Below are 15,269 nucleotides of genomic sequence, written 5' to 3'. Positions count from 1 at the left end.
GTTAAATGGGCTTAAAACAAACTTAGGATTCAAGATATGTTCGAATTCAACAAATAAAAAACGACCGGTAATTACTCACTAATTAAGTAACTACCGGTCGAATTTTATACTTTTTTAAAGGTCGAAAGACCCAAAAGCATCTAAAATGTCGCAGTACCAGTAACTATCGCATCTAAAGTAGCCTCACCCAAACTCAGCGCTCCGTCAGTCAAAATTGGTGTGCTGTGAGGGGATGGCGCCAGCCACAGTACGGTCTAGCGTCTCAATTCAAAGCCGATAAAACACGTCTTTGAATTGCCCCGTAAGATTAGTCAGCCCAGAACGCCGACTAATCTTGCCGACACTGCACACCGATTTTGACTGACTCCGCTAAGCGTAAATAACGAATTTATTTTCTAAAAACTACTGACTTAGCTGGAGGTTGTTGCTGATAGCATCGGACGTGCAGGTGGCGTTTGACCGGCGCTTCTTGCCGGCCTTACACCACGGACGGTCCGGGAGATTTGCGATTTTAGCAAAGCTTCCGGGCGAGGTTCAAGACGCTCCTAAGGCTTGAACCGGTCCCTCGTCCGTATGCTATCAGCAACAACCGGAAGCGGTAATAATTGACTATTCCCACGACCTGATTATTGTCGGGTGAAACAGGCCAATGGTTATATCTTGCTATCAGCTTGGCGCATTCGATAGCGTCCAAGTAATCTTCCCTGAATAGGCCCCCGGTGTTGCGGCGGCATTTGTTTCAAATACAAACCCATTATCTTTGGTCCAATTTCCCATGACATCGTATTCATCCGTATCACTGGTACTCTTGTGACTGTCAATCACAGTACCAGACCCATTGATCACAGTTGATTGGTCACCGTTTTTAAAAATAATTTGGCCCGGCAACTTACGACCATCTTCATTCATAAAGTCACCCGCACTGGCTTGTAGTTGCCAGCTTGAGTCCTTGCCACGCTCATCCGAAACCACTAACGCCCAATCGTCACCGCGCTGCGCCGTTTGAGCCTTACCATCTAAGGTAATCGGCATAAATTTACTCGTTGACGCGACCGTCTTAAAGCCCAATGAGCCACTCGTGACATGAATTTTCACGGTCGTTGTATCCGAGATGTTTTCATCCTCATCCATCACATAAACTTCTAAAGTATTGTCCCCAACTTTAAGCTGGTCAGCCAAGACCTTGAACTTTAAGACGCCCGATTCATCGTCATCACTCATTTTAAACGGTTCCAGATCTGTCCCATTTAATTTGGTATAAACCGTGATCCAGCTGTTCGTCAACTGTTCAGAGTCCTCACCAAAAACTAACCCATTAATCTGAACATCTTTCCCTTTTTCAACGGTTAAATCTGTTTTAGGAATATACAACGTAATTGGCTGGTCTACCGTAATCAGATAATCTGGCGCAGTCGTCTTAGCTTCAAATTTTTCATTTCCAAAGATCGCATCGGTTGCCGTCGTTTGTGTATTGATTTTGACATCATCAGCTTTACCAATCAGCGTGATGGTAGCCGTTGGATTAGTTGCAAACAGTGGATAGCCAATTGAATACTCAATGCTTTCCGCACCCGCTTCAGGGGCCTTCAACAGTTGAGACTTCCCATCCGCATATTTGATACTGGCCTCACTAAAGGTCACGGCCTTGGGTAAATCAAGTTTTGCCGTCAGCCGATCCCAATCAATTTGACCATCTAAATAATTGACCTGGTAAGTGTATTCCAACTCATCTTTAGCTTTAACCTTGGTCCCAGTCGTAACTTCACGATTTTTACTTTTGTCGCATACCTTGACGTTCGCATCTACATCAATTTTCAGATGTGAAATGGACTCGAAGACAACGAGACTGTTCCCGGCGTTGCTCCCGTTCGTACCGACAAATCCCCAGCGAACTAAGCCATCGTTACTGTGAAACTGACTCGTGTCAATGACTTCGGTCTGCGTAATTGGATTGGCATTAGCGGTCCCATCCGGATTAACGTCATTCAGGGTATAAGTCATCGTTTTGGTGCTCGCGTGCCATTTTAAGACCAAATGGTGCCAAGTGGCATCCGTCAAACTCAAACTGGGCACTGGATTCGTGTGGGCTTGCGTAAAGAGATAACGGTCGGCCCAAAACAGCTGAGTCACTTTTTTATTGAGATAAGTGTCGGCAGAACCCGGATACCCGGTCGCCATGTGTTGACCTTTGATCCCAACGTCAAAGGCACTCCCACTCCCAGCATCACTATATGAACTGGACGTATTCGAATACGTATCAAATTCCAATGCCCAACTATTTTGAATCCCAGTGGCCGCAATTGCGGCTGGGTCCGTTCGTGATTTGTCATCATCGACACCCCAGACACCCATGGTTTCACCAATGATATTCTGATTAGTAAAACTCGCCGCAGCCGCCGTGCCATTCGGATCATTCTGCATGACAAAAGCTAACCCATCACCGGCCTTACTTTTGGATTCACCAAAGTACAACCACATGGATAACGTCGTATCTTGGTTCAAATTGATCCGATTCGTGTCACTCGACCAAGTCCCACCAAGCTGACGTTTGGCATTATTGATTTGAATCGCTTCAGTATTTGGTGATGACGGATTAGTAACTGTCTGAATTGAAGCCGAATTTGCGACGCCATCCGCAAACGTTCCCGGTAGCGTGAATAATTTTCCCAGTTGATCTAAGCCATTCGGCGCTGTCGTTAGTGGGGCAGCAGCTGCAGTTGGTTCAGTATCTGCTGCCTGGGTGCGCATCGTGGTGACGCCTAAACCTACCATCACCATCAATCCGGCTAATAATCCTGTTGTTAGTCGCTTGCGCATCGCAATCTGCTCCTCTCAATTAGTCCTTTTCGTCGTGACGGCGATTTTTGAGTAGTAACCAGATTACTAGTCCTAGTAAAGCAACAATGATGGCGCCTAACGCAATGAACCACCAGAAGTAATTTGGTTGTTTTTCTTGTCCAACGGCCGTCTTATTCAATTCCTTCGCTTTTTTGGCACTAATGGTAAAGTTGCGCGTAAAGGACCACTTATACTTGCCCTTTTCAGCGGTCGCCGTTAAATGTAACGTATATTTACCGGCTTTTAGTGGTTTGGTCCCATCCCCAATGGCAAAATTAAAATTGCTATTCGGGGCCATGGCCAAGTTTTCTTTATCCGTTGTGACCAGCTTCTTGCTTGAATTAACAGCTGTCACATCACTCTTAACTTTCAATCCATGCATGATAACCGGTTGTGTATTTTGCAAGTTGGCTGTGACATAATTGCGATAATTGAGCTGTTTGGCTTTCACACCCAATAGTTTCATTTTAGGTTTAGCCGTGACTTTTTCTTCCTCTTGCAATTGCAGTCCAATGACATAGGCGTATTGGTTTTCAATCGTCATCCCACTCGATTTTTTCTTACTAGCAGTTGTTTCTTGGACGACGTTAATCCCACCCAAGGCAACGCCACTGAAACCCTTCTTGGGAACTTTCAGTTTAAAAGTCACAGCCTTCGTGGTTTTAGCAGGAATTTCTACAGTTTGGGACTTCGATAAGGCCGACTTGATGTCGAATTTCAAAGACTGATCCGCCTTGGCCTTGCTTTGGCTATAATCAATAACCCCATTATCGTTTGTTGTCGCACGATTTGGTGTCACAACATATTTATGTGCTGAATTATCGCTATTCTTGATTTGAATCGTTAAGTCCTGCGCTTGTCCAGGTGTGACTTTTAAATCAAAATAGGATACTTTCGAATTAAGTTGATTTTCAGGTAAGTCTGCTGAAACAGTATAATTTAAATTTTCCGCGTGAGCGGTTGCCATGAACCCGCCAAAAATCACACTCATCATCACTGTTAACGCCAATAATCCTTTTTTCATCATCATTACCCTTTCCTTCCTTCAACGGTAATTTTATGTAGCGCGCAACCCGTGACTGGCAGGATGGTCAATGAGTGACGCCTGATTAGCCGAACAATCCTAAGACTGGATTATTGAACTAATTAGACGTCCCTCACGCCTGCTGGCACGGGTTACACCATATCGTCAACTTGGCGCATTAGTGAGCGACCAAGTTAAGGTACCGGTATATTTACCGGCTGACATTTTAGATTCGTTCACATGAAGTGTGGTGGGCTGAGATCCCCGGTTCATAATAAGCAACCAAGTCCCAAGTCCAGCCTGTTGATCTGCTTTTAACACATTGTTCACGGTACCAACAGTCAAATGACCGGCATTAACCAATTGAGGTGCGGCACTGACGTTGACTGTGACTGGTTTTATTTCAATCGACCCCAAGTCAATTGTTGCCGCTAAGGCTTGATGCCCATTCGTCGGTGCACTTGGCAAGACCTGCAGTGTCCAGCCACTACCCGTGGAACGTCGGTCTGAAACTTGAACCATCGCCCTTTGATTTTTAGCGGTCGCAGTGACCGGACCGCTAGTGGTTGTAATCTCATTGAATAACAAGTTACTCAAATAATCGATCGTCAAAAGCCCTCTGGAACCGGTTCCGGTCACATTGCCTGGATCTGACTCATCACCAGGATACGGTTTTGAAGGGTCATCCGGATCAACTGGGTTAACCGCACTATCATCTTCATTAGGTGTTATTTTAACTTCGATCTGCGACTGAGTTATTTGCGTGGCAGCTTGGGTAGCCACTGGTATCACTAACCAGCTGCCAATTAAAACACCACTTAGAACTAACCACCAAATCAACGGCCGCATTAGTGACACCTCACTTCTATCAGTGCAGCACTAACTAATTAGGCTATTCAATCCCAGAAGGCGCATTGTTTAAGGTCCAAGTTAATGTTGACTTATAAGCTCCCGCGGCGTTACCAGCTGGAACAAGCAAGCTCACTTGGTCAGTGGTGTGGGACATATCAAATATCCCGATCCCTTCCTCTGCATCAGCAGATAAAATTGGTTGTGAATCAGTATTGAGCGTTACCTGTGATGCGGTAGGTGACTTGGAAGCATTGCCAGGATCGAGCGCCGCAACTTTCCCTTTTTCAAAGGTTAGAGCCGCGCCCCGTAAAACGCTACTTTTTGCATCCGTTTGAAAGGCAGTTGCACTAACCCCAACATGCCAGCCGGACGTATTCCCAGGGTTTTTAACCTCCACTAAATCAGTGATCGTATCAGCACTATACGTTGCTGACTCAATCTTGTTCACATGTTCCCCGAGATTAATCGTAGGTGCTTTTTCTAACGTGATATCCTTAGTTTCTTGATCTTGTGTTAAATTAATCTCAGCGGTGGTATCTTTTTGCACATCCGTGTCAGCAGCTTGGGCAGCTAAGGGTAAAACGGCGAAAAGTGACACCCCAGCGATCAGTGTTCCAATTGTCTTCTTCATTACGATTGCTCCTTTGTTTGTTGACGGCTTTGCCACCAGAGTTTGATCAGTAATCCTAACAAACTAACGATTAGTAACCCCATCCCAAATAGTGTCCATTGTTGAATTTCATTCATCTGTGGCAATAAATTTGCCAATGGGCCAGTTGAATCGGTTACCGACGAGTTCAGTGGCTTGATTGTCACATTGTACGTGCCTTGTTGCACATCCGCGCTTGCAATGAGTGGGCGGCCACTCATAAAAGTTGTTAACCCTGTGAGCCCAATATTCCAACGCAAGTCACCACATCCTTTACTCGTCTTTACAATTAGTCAATTAACAAAACTAAACATTTTTACCAATAGTTATTTTTGTATTTTCCCTATCAGCACGCAAAATATAGCACGCTGTTGTAACCGCTGTCAATTAATAAGAGGGGTTAACCAACGGCCATAAATCCCTTTCTAACGGACTTATGAGGGGTTTCTCATTTTTATAGAAATACAATTATAATTATACAAACTGTTCAAATCAGTTTATCGCCAAGCCTTTTGAGGATTTATATTTTTTACTTTTCAGCAATTAGATGACCCCTTAAACTAATTAGCTGATTAATATTATTTTTTGATGAGATTAAAATGAGAATGTTCATTAGCCATTATCATCGACAACCATAGCTAATAAATAATGATATAAAAATAGAATGATTAAACTCGATTGCTTATCTGACTGGTTCTAACACTAATTTTCGTGATGTCTTCTCAAATTAAATTAGTCGTTTTTTATAAATAAATTTATCCGTGTCCAAGAACCGATTATTAAAGCTTGCTGTATAAACAAGTACATTTATATAGGGTAATCAAATCTTAAGCGTCAAAATCCTTATCCTAGCACGCATACGCAAGTCAGTTTATTTCCTATGGTATACTAAAAAAACAAGTTAATTTATTGAAGGGAATGAACAAATTGCCAGCTAAGAAAACTTTTAGTGATGAAGAAGTCATTGCCCAAATCATGCAGTTATTCTGGCAAAATGGTTATTATCATACTTCTATGGACGAAATCGTCGCAACCAGCGGCGTAAAAAAACAAAGTCTGTATAATGCGTTCGGGGATAAACACACGCTTTACCTCAAATCCCTGCAACACTACCATCAACAGATCCTGGCTGCCTGTGCGCAAGCGATGCAACAGCTAGAACAAAACGGCGAATCACCATTAACTGTCTTGATGATGCTGTATAGTCGCGGTTTGACCGAACCCAAACAACCAACTGGGGATCTAATGGCCAATGCAATTGCGGAATTTGGTGCCACTGATTCTGATGTTAAACAAGCCACCGATCACTTTTATGAAGATTACTTAACCTTAATGGCTTCCGTCATCTTAAAAGGTCAAGCCAGTCAAACTATTATGACTACCGCAACGAGCATGACCCTAGCTCAAAGTTTATTAGAAGCGCGAATTGGATTACAAACGCGCTTACGCCAAGGCGCACAGCCAAATATTGCTGAACACGAACGAACTTGGCAAGCCTTCTTGCAACCCTAAACACACTAAAAAAGCCTACGAACTTAATATTCGCAGGCTTTTTAGTCGATTTTTAACTTGATTAGCTGTATGCCCGTACCAACCAATGTTCAGCCGCTGGACTGAGCTGACTGCCAAAATACTGTCTAACGGCCTGAACCCCAGCATAGTTATCAAAATGAAACTGACTGGTCAGTGTACCACTAGCCTGCAGTGCCATCGCAAATTTTAAATCAGCAGGTTGAATCATTTGTCGAAACGGCTGAGTCTCTTCAGCAATAATCGGTAACCACTGACCTTTGAGCATTGCGGCAGCGCGCTGGTAACGCCAGTCATGCGTTAAAAGCGATTGTAAATCTGTTGGTTCTAAAGGACTAGTCATCACTGAATACCCCTTTTCGTAACGTAACCACTTGACCAATCACGGGTTGCACCGATAACTGGTCGCTTGCCTGTGCTAATAACCAAATCACATTCGTAAAACCGTGAGCGGACACTTGGCGTTCACCACGGCCATCCGTGAGAATTAAGGCCAAGGCAGTCTGATTCGTCAAGTGTTGGCGCGCTAAGTCATCAAAAATACTCTGGTAAACTGTCCCGCCGCCACCGTGTCTGACGAATCGAATTTGTTGTGGCAAACTGGCCTGATACGTTTGTCCAGGTTGTACGATCGCATCGAATGCTTTGACGGTGATCGTTGCCGTGACAGCTTGGGTTAACGTTGCGACTTGGCTTAATAAATATTGTAGCGTCGCATCACTAACGGAACCAGAATGGTCCACATAAACTTGAATCGCTAACCGGGTCTCCGTAATTTGACCCGGTAATTCCATGTGGGCTGGTTGCCGGCGGTTAAATCTCGCATGAGACGGCTTCTTGCCACTTGGCATTTGCCCCAGACCACGCACTAACAATCGGCGCCAATCAACGGCGGCTGGTTGGCGACTGATTTTGAGACTCGCGGCCACTTTGCCAGCGACTAACCCACGACCGGCTTCTTGCGTGTTCGTCCAAGCATCATGAGTCAGTTGCTGTAACCGTGACGCCGCCAAATTAGGATTATTCAACTGACCAGTACTAGCTCGCCAGCCACTTGGATCATCAATCAACGGTAGTTCTTTTTGCTGACCTGATCGCAATTGTTGCCGATTATCAGACTGATCGGCTTTCGACTGAGTTGGGTGCCCAGACTGATTAGCTTCATGTTTAGCGACTTGGAGTAACTTCAAATAAGTTGCAGAATCAGCCCTGATTGGTAACGGCTTAGCTACCAGTGGCTGAACCGTCTTTAGGCTTGTCATACCGGTGGGGAGACCGGTCACATATTGATTAACCGCCAAATCAGTCGCTAAAGTCACTAATGATTTTTGTCGCTGAACTTGGTCTCGATAACGCAATGGGTGTTGCCAAATCACATGTAAAGCGACGTGCTTCAAACCGGCTTGTAAACTGTCGAAGCGCGGAAAAGTCTTGGCAATTACAGCTGGTGAATATTGTAATTTCAAACGATTATCTGCCCAGGCTAAGCCAAAGGCCATTTTGAGTGGTGCCCGAGTCCTAACTAACCGCGTTAAAACCTCACCATAAAATTGATCAGTTGCCAATAATTCAATCACCGCACGATCTACCATCGTTTGACCGGCCAAAATTAGTGGTTCAGTTGGCCGCTGATTTAACTGCTGCCGCCATTGCGCATACTCCGCAGCGTTATTTAACATGCGCTTCACCCACTTCTATTGATTTGACCAACCGGCAACTTGCTGTAAATACTGATACAGCGCCGTAACATATGGACTAGCTTGCGCAATATTGACCGTATACAACTGCTTAAGTAGCTCTCGATTTTGACCGAATTGTTGCACCAAAGCAAACTGACCATCTTGGCTAACAGTTTGTAGTAGTTGTAAAAACCGACCTGCATTGGCATCACTGGTTAACGCATAGTGAGTTGTCAGGCTTAAACAACTCCGTAAAACAGCGCTCTTTTGCGGTTCGGTCATCGCTTGAAATTGGGTCAACACTGCCGCTGGCACGACTGACCCAACTGGTTGCGCTTCATAGATCATAGCGGGGGTTAAGTGAATCGCTTGCTGCGCCAAATATTGTTCAAATACCCGTCCCAAATTTTGACCAATATCCCCTTGAAAGATATCCAACGCCACTTGTTCACGGTCCACTGCTGATAATTTCTCTAATTCAACTAAATTAGCTGATACTCGCGCCCAAGCACGAGGGGTCGCAATAAAGTCAGCTTGTTCATCTGCTTGATTCAAACGTGACACATCTTCTCCGATAAATTGTTGTACCAGTGGATGAATATTGGGGGCTTGAGTCACTGGATCTATGGCAGCCGCCCATTTTAGCCAATCCCCTGCATCAGTACGCATCACTAACCGGACCGTCCGATCTTTAATCGCCGCATCGCCAGCTACTACCCCGTAAGTGCTCGTTTCAAAACCAGTCATACTTGCATCAGGATTTTCAGCCAAAATTAACTGCACTTGTGCTGGTAACCGCAACGTATTAATCGTCCGTTGCAATACTAGATTCATTAATTCGCTTTGAACGGCTTGAGTTCCTCGATTAAACTCATCTAAAAACCATAGAATTGGTTTCTCAGGGTGCGATTCCGCATAAGTAATAATTTCAATTAATGTATGCGTATAACCAAACTGTACGTCGGCCAATCGACCGTATGCCTTTGTTTGAATAAAAGACTCGCTAGTCAGTGGCGGCACTGGAATGGCTAAATCCCCTTTTTCGGATAAACTAACAACCGTTGTAAATAATTTAGCGCCCATTTCTCGGGCCACATCACTTACTAAGGCAGACTTGCCAATTCCCGCTTCACCAACAATATTAGGCACATTCCCGGCTTTCAAAATAACAGGTACTGCCGTCAAGAGTCCTTGATATGATAACGCCATTCCTTTACCCCCATTTTCAGTCTTGTTTCACGTGAAACAGTTAGTTGAATGCCAACTGATAACTAACTCGACTCTCCCCATTACCTTCTGGAATCACTTGTAATTGGGCAGGCAATTGACTTTCCAATTCTGTCACATGGCTAATAATGCCGATCATTCGTGACTGACCTTCAACTTGCTGCAACGTTTCCATCGCCATTTCCAAAGCCTCTTCATCTAATGAACCGAAGCCTTCATCGATGAATAACGCATCAATCTTAATCCCACCAGCTTGTTCCTGAATGACCGCCGCCAAAGCCAAAGCTAAAGATAGCGCAGCCACAAAGCTTTCCCCACCTGATAGCGTATGCACACTACGGACTTTTCCGGCATTATCATCATAAATGTTGATTTCCAAGCCAGTGGCATTGCGGTAATTTCCATACGCCGTATCTAGTTGAAATTGATAACGACCACGAGTTAATTGTTGTAAGCGTTGATTGCCTTTTTGAAGTACTTTTCGCAAATAGGTCTGCAAAACAAAGCGTTCTAAACTTAGTTTTTGAGCCCCATTACCGTTCGCAACTTGGGACAGTTGGGAAATCTCAGCTAACTTTGTCTGCTGCTCATGCACTGCTGCTAGTGTCGACTGCATCTTTTCCACCAATGTTTGGTTGGCTTGTAACTGCCGATCCAAGTCGTAATATTGTCGCTCAACTTGTTGTTCAGCCACCTGTGTCGTCTCAACTTGCACCGCCAACGCTGATAAATCAGGTGCTGGTCGATCCGCAATTGCCTGTTTAACCGTCGTTAATTGTCCCTGCAATGTTGAAACTTGCTGGTCGTAATCATTGATCTGCTGGCGTAGTTTTCCTAGCGTGGGTAACTGACGCAGTAGTTGTTGTAACCGATCAAAGTCAGGAGCGTCCCAAACTGCAGTCATAGCAGTGTTTAGATCGGTCTTTGCCGTTGTCACGGTCGTCTGCGCAACTGTGAGATGCTGCTGAGTAGTGGCCAATTGGGCCTTAACCGCCGACAGCTGATCATTCACATGGGTCACAGCTTGATTAGCCGCTTCAACCGCGGTCTCATAGTCAACTTGTTCAGCTCTTAACTGTTCCAGATACGTCTCCAATGCCGCTAACGTTGGATAATCAGGTAAAATCTGTTTTTGCCGATCCGCTAACTGGGTCTTTAATTGTAGCGCCTTATTAGCTGCTGATGTGACCGCTTGGGTCTGTTCCTGTTGTTGTTCAGTAACCGTAGCTAGTTGGGATTTTAATTGTGCAAGCCGCTGCTGCGCTTGTTGTGCCTGACTAACTTGATCAGCATTCGCCTTCAAACTCAGGGTCAGTGCCTGCTGCGACTGTTGCAAAGTGCTTTCAATCGTCGGTAACGTACCCGCTTCGACCACGGATACGCCGATGGCTGTTTTAAAAGTCGTTTCCAATTGTTGCAACTGGGCTTGAGCCGTTGCCAGGGTTTCTTCCAGATGGGTAAGTTGGCTTTGACCTGTGGCTAATGCTTTAGCCGCCTTAACGCTCAAAGCTTGGGCTTGCTTAACCTCGACCTCAGTTACTGTAATGGTATCTGTCGGCGCCGGTTGTGGATGCGTGGTCGACCCACAAACCGGACAGGGCTTATCCGGCAACAAATGTTGACTCAACAAGGCAATCTGCTCGCTCGCCCATGCACTATCAAGTTGTTGATAATGCTGTTCTTCGGTAGTCACTGCCGCTTGCTGGCCGTCAACCAACGTACGCTGTTTTAAGACGGCTTGCTCAGCCTGGTCAACAACTTTGACTTGCTGCTTAACTGCTGTCAACTGTTGCTGTTGCTCGGCCAGATCACGTTGTTGCGTCGCTAATGCCGCAGCTTGCGTCATTAAATCTGGCAATTGTGTACTTAATTTAGTTAAATCTGTCTGTTCTGACGTTAATTTTTCAAAGGTAGCCTGCGTTACGGCTTGTGCCTGTTCCCGGTTTGTTTGCGCTTGTTCAGCTTGAACTAGTGCATGCTTAGTTTGTTCAGCCTGTTCGTAAAAAGTCCGTTTTTCCATTAAGGTCGTTACCAGCGCTTGCCGCTTTTCGGCATCTGGGCGTTGCGTCGCCAGACTTGTCAGTGTGGCCGTAGCGGCCGTTTGTTGCTTAGTTAACGACAGCTGCTGTTCAGACAACCGCTTTTGCGCTGCTGTTTCCGTCGTAACCTGGTTTTGTGCAGTTTCCAGCTGTTGCGTAGTAGTGGCTAAGCTTTGCCCCCACTCTAGACTTTTAACCGTCTGCCGCTTATCCGTAATCATTGATTCTTGGGCCTTCAACTGTGCGCTCATTGTTGATAATTGGGCCAACTGATCATGATTTTTTTGTAATGTTTGACCAACCTGTTGCGCCTGCTGAGCTTGTTGCAACGCTTTTTTCGCCGTCTCAAGGGTCGCTTTCAACGCGGTTTGCTGAGTCTGTTGGGTCGCTTGTTCTGCCATTTGACGTTCAAGAGCCACTTGCGGCGTCAATTCAGCCGCTTCATCTGCCGACAGTGTCTGCCAAGTCAGCTGTTGTTGATACGTTTGTAAGGTTTGCGTCGCTTGCGTATTGGCCTGTTGCTGCTGTTTTAATTCACGGCGTAAGTCATCGGCCCACTTCCGGTACAAGCTCGTCCCGAAAATATCACGTAAAACTTTTTCCTTATCATCACTGTTAGCCATCAAGAATTGTCGAAATTGGCCCTGTGGTAACAGCACAATTTGAGAAAATTGATCACGCGTCAATTGGAGTAAGTCGTGAATATACGCTTGCACGGCATTCACTTTGGTCAGCTCCGAAACTTCTTGCCCAGCCGCATCAAAAACCGTTAACGTCACGGCTGCAGCCTGAGTATGGACGCCACTACCGCGTTTTTTTGCTACTTCTTGCTCAGGCAGCCGTACGACTTGAACCGTCTGACCTTGATGTTCAAAATTAAAAGTCACGACAGTTTCATCTTCAAAAGTAGCAAAGTCTGACCGCATTTGCTTAACTTGGCGATCTCCCCCAGAGGTTCCGCCAAACAAGGCAAAACACATCGCATCAAAAATAGTCGTTTTCCCAGCGCCGGTCTTCCCGCTAATCAAGAAAACTGGAAAGTCGCTAAATTTCGTGAAATCAATCGTCTGGTGACGAAATGGCCCAAAGAAATCAAGCTTTAAGGTTAATGGTCGCATGTTATTCCTCCTTGTTGGCCGTAGTAAGCGCCTGTTCTGCCCAGGCAACTTGCTGGGGTGTCATGTCACTATCCGTTGTTTGTTCAAAAAATTTTGTCATTAATGTCATCGGATCCAAAGTGGGATCAATCTGGGCAGCTGCTGTATCTGTCACAACCGGACCATCAGCGCGTTCCAGCTCGATAATATTAGGATAGATTTCACGTAAGGCTTGCATCACATTGGGAATGACCCGCTTGTCCGTTAATCGAATCGCTAAATAATCATCCTGCTGCTGTTGCTGATAAAATTCAGGGTCCGTCAGCGTTGCAAAATCAGCTTCGAGTACGCGAACATCTCGTTGTGGGGTTAATGGTTTGAACGTTACTTTAAAGGGCTCAGTATCCACGATCCAGACGCCTTTCTGTTGTGTCGCTTCTGAAACTGAAAACTTAACCGGTGACCCACTGTACCGCACTCGTTCTGCATGCAACGCATCCTTGCCATGTAAATGTCCCAAGGCAACATAATCGAAGGGGGCTAACAAGTCAACGGGAATGGCATTCAATCCACCAACCATGACCTGTGTTTCCGAATCAACATGTTCACTACCCGCGGCAAAAAAGTGGGCAACGAGCACGTGCTTCTTAGCTGGATCAAATTTAGCTTCCATGGCCGCAACTAACTTGATCATCCCAGCTTCAGCAGTCCGAATACGATCATCTTCAAAATATTTCCGAGCTTCAAACGGCTCAAAATAAGGTAGTAGGAAAAATTGAGTATCATCAAATTCAACCGGCGTTAACGCCTGGCTTAATTTTGTATTTAAATAGTAATTTGTTGCTTGAAACCAGCGACTCCCCGTCCGCAAACGGGTCGCACTATCGTGATTGCCACTAATCGCTAGTACTGGCAAATGGTTTTTTAAATTCAAATCTATCAACATATCGTCCAATTGGGTGACTGACTTTTCATTGGGAATCGCCCGATCGTACAAGTCACCAGCAATGACCACCGCATCGACTTGCTCATCAATCGCCAACTGACGAATCTGTTGATACGCTGTATCTTGTTCAGCAGTTAAATCAAACCCATGTAATTTTTTACCAATATGCCAGTCAGCCGTATGTAAAAAACGCATTGTAGCCCCTCCTTGTAATGACGCGTTATCTGTTTAATCGATCATTATTAAGCCTTATCATGGCACGGATCAATTGCCATGTCTAATGATATCACAATAACAAGTGATAGGGAACATACGTTCTTTTTGCTTGATTGTACGCTTGGTACTAGTTGCCTTAAATTGCCACTCTGGTTGGTCCAGCATTTTAGGAACCAACCGGTAGGCGACAATTTCAACTAGCACCAAGCGCATTTGATTGTCTTTGTTAGTTCAACAAACAGGTCAAATTACCTGCTCACCGAACACTACTATAAAATAATTTATTACCAGACGTAGGCACTATTTTAAGATAAACATGCTTACCCGACTTATCAATGAAGTAACCGATTACAATAATAGCAACTATTTTATACTAGGTTGGTAAAAACGGGCTGAATTTCAGGACTAGCATCAGCGACTCAGCAAAAAGTATTGTAAAATAACCTTATGTTAGCAATTATTCTAAAAAGGGAGCGTGACATTTCATGCGCAAATATTTAGCCGAATTTTTCGGTACTTTCATGCTGGTCTTTCTTGGGACTGGCGCGGTTGTCGTTGCAAAGGGCGACACCTTAACAATTGGTTTAGCTTTCGGGCTCGCCATTACAGTTTCTGCCTATGCCTTCGGGGGGATTTCGGGCGGTCATTTTAATCCAGCCGTCACCACTGCAATGTTAATTAATCGGCGAATTGAGGCTATGGACGCCTTATGGTACATCGTGAGTCAAATCTTAGGTGCCATCGTTGCTTCCGCAGCAGTGCGGAGTTTCGTGAGTGCCTTAGGCTTGTCAACAAGTGCCTTAGGCCAAACTGATTTTTCTAAGATCAACAGTGGCATGGCCTTCTTCGTTGAAGCCTTAGTAACGTTCTTATTCTTAATGGTTATTTTGAACGTGACGAGTGCTGAACATGGTAACGGGGACTTTGCCGGCATTACCATTGGGGTCACTTTAGCTTTCTTAATCATCGTTGCCTTAAACTTAACCGGTGGCTCATTGAACCCAGCTCGTTCAATCGGACCTGCTATCTTCGCCGGCGGCACCGCTCTTTCACATCTCTGGGTCTACATTTTAGCCCCAGAAGTTGGCGCGATTTTAGCCGCCTACTGTGCCCGTGTCATGGGTAGTGAAGATTAACATCACTATTGCTAAATAACTAAAAACGGACTATCG

At 45.1% G+C, this 15,269-nt stretch carries 12 protein-coding genes; 2 read left to right on the top strand and 10 right to left on the bottom strand.

The genetic code is table 11. The annotated features are described in order from the left end of the window. Positions 1–666 precede the first annotated feature (666 nt). From FFM64_RS05320 to FFM64_RS05300, 5 genes are all read right to left on the bottom strand, one after another. Positions 667–2,817, bottom strand: a complete 2,151-nt coding sequence (locus tag FFM64_RS05320) for a lectin-like domain-containing protein (RefSeq protein ID WP_223876899.1) — start codon at positions 2,815–2,817, stop codon at positions 667–669. 19 nt (positions 2,818–2,836) lie between these two features. Beyond that, positions 2,837–3,868, bottom strand: a complete 1,032-nt coding sequence (locus FFM64_RS05315; RefSeq protein ID WP_223876898.1) for a WxLIP family cell surface protein — start codon at positions 3,866–3,868, stop codon at positions 2,837–2,839. 159 nt (positions 3,869–4,027) lie between these two features. Continuing rightward, positions 4,028–4,711 carry a WxL domain-containing protein gene (locus FFM64_RS05310; protein WP_137606966.1) on the bottom strand — a complete coding sequence of 228 codons (684 nt, stop codon included), beginning with the start codon at positions 4,709–4,711 and terminating at the stop codon, positions 4,028–4,030. A 43-nt stretch (positions 4,712–4,754) separates the two neighbouring features. Beyond that, positions 4,755–5,345: a WxL domain-containing protein gene (locus FFM64_RS05305; protein ID WP_137606965.1), complete on the bottom strand. Its 591-nt coding sequence runs from the start codon at positions 5,343–5,345 to the stop codon at positions 4,755–4,757. Further along, a complete protein-coding gene (locus FFM64_RS05300) occupies positions 5,345–5,623 on the bottom strand; it encodes a cell surface protein (protein WP_223876897.1) in 279 nt (92 codons plus the stop codon). Before FFM64_RS05300 ends, FFM64_RS05305 begins: the two co-directional genes overlap by 1 nt. 658 nt (positions 5,624–6,281) lie before the next feature. Between FFM64_RS05300 and FFM64_RS05295 the strand changes: the two genes are divergently transcribed. Continuing rightward, complete coding sequence (locus FFM64_RS05295) at positions 6,282–6,875, top strand: TetR/AcrR family transcriptional regulator (protein ID WP_379858495.1); 594 nt, start codon at positions 6,282–6,284, stop codon at positions 6,873–6,875. 61 nt (positions 6,876–6,936) lie between these two features. Here FFM64_RS05295 and FFM64_RS05290 read toward each other — a convergent pair whose 3' ends face one another. From FFM64_RS05290 to FFM64_RS05270, 5 genes are read right to left on the bottom strand one after another with little or no spacing between them, the layout of a single operon-like run. Then, positions 6,937–7,236, bottom strand: a complete 300-nt coding sequence (locus tag FFM64_RS05290) for a hypothetical protein (protein ID WP_137606964.1) — start codon at positions 7,234–7,236, stop codon at positions 6,937–6,939. Further along, positions 7,229–8,572: a vWA domain-containing protein gene (locus tag FFM64_RS05285; RefSeq protein WP_137606963.1), complete on the bottom strand. Its 1,344-nt coding sequence runs from the start codon at positions 8,570–8,572 to the stop codon at positions 7,229–7,231. Before FFM64_RS05285 ends, FFM64_RS05290 begins: the two co-directional genes overlap by 8 nt. A 15-nt stretch (positions 8,573–8,587) precedes the next feature. Further along, positions 8,588–9,781: an ATP-binding protein gene (locus FFM64_RS05280; RefSeq protein ID WP_137606962.1), complete on the bottom strand. Its 1,194-nt coding sequence runs from the start codon at positions 9,779–9,781 to the stop codon at positions 8,588–8,590. Between the two features lie 40 nt (positions 9,782–9,821). Further along, on the bottom strand, positions 9,822–12,956 hold the full coding sequence (locus FFM64_RS05275; RefSeq protein WP_137606961.1) for an AAA family ATPase: 3,135 nt from the start codon (positions 12,954–12,956) through the stop codon (positions 9,822–9,824). 1 nt (position 12,957) lies between these two features. Beyond that, the gene (locus tag FFM64_RS05270; RefSeq protein ID WP_137606960.1) at positions 12,958–14,076 is read right to left on the bottom strand and encodes an exonuclease SbcCD subunit D; all 1,119 of its coding nucleotides are present in this window, start codon (positions 14,074–14,076) and stop codon (positions 12,958–12,960) included. 506 nt (positions 14,077–14,582) lie between these two features. Here FFM64_RS05270 and FFM64_RS05265 point away from each other — a divergent pair. Beyond that, positions 14,583–15,233, top strand: a complete 651-nt coding sequence (locus tag FFM64_RS05265; RefSeq protein WP_137606959.1) for an MIP/aquaporin family protein — start codon at positions 14,583–14,585, stop codon at positions 15,231–15,233. The last annotated feature ends 36 nt before the right edge of the window (positions 15,234–15,269 follow it).

Origin of the sequence: Lactiplantibacillus daoliensis (genome assembly GCF_005405005.1) — a bacterium.
In the GTDB taxonomy this organism is placed as follows: Bacteria; Bacillota; Bacilli; order Lactobacillales; family Lactobacillaceae; genus Lactiplantibacillus; species Lactiplantibacillus daoliensis.
The sequence above is the reverse complement of the archived record's forward strand: the minus strand, read 5'-3'. Positions and strand labels throughout refer to the sequence as shown.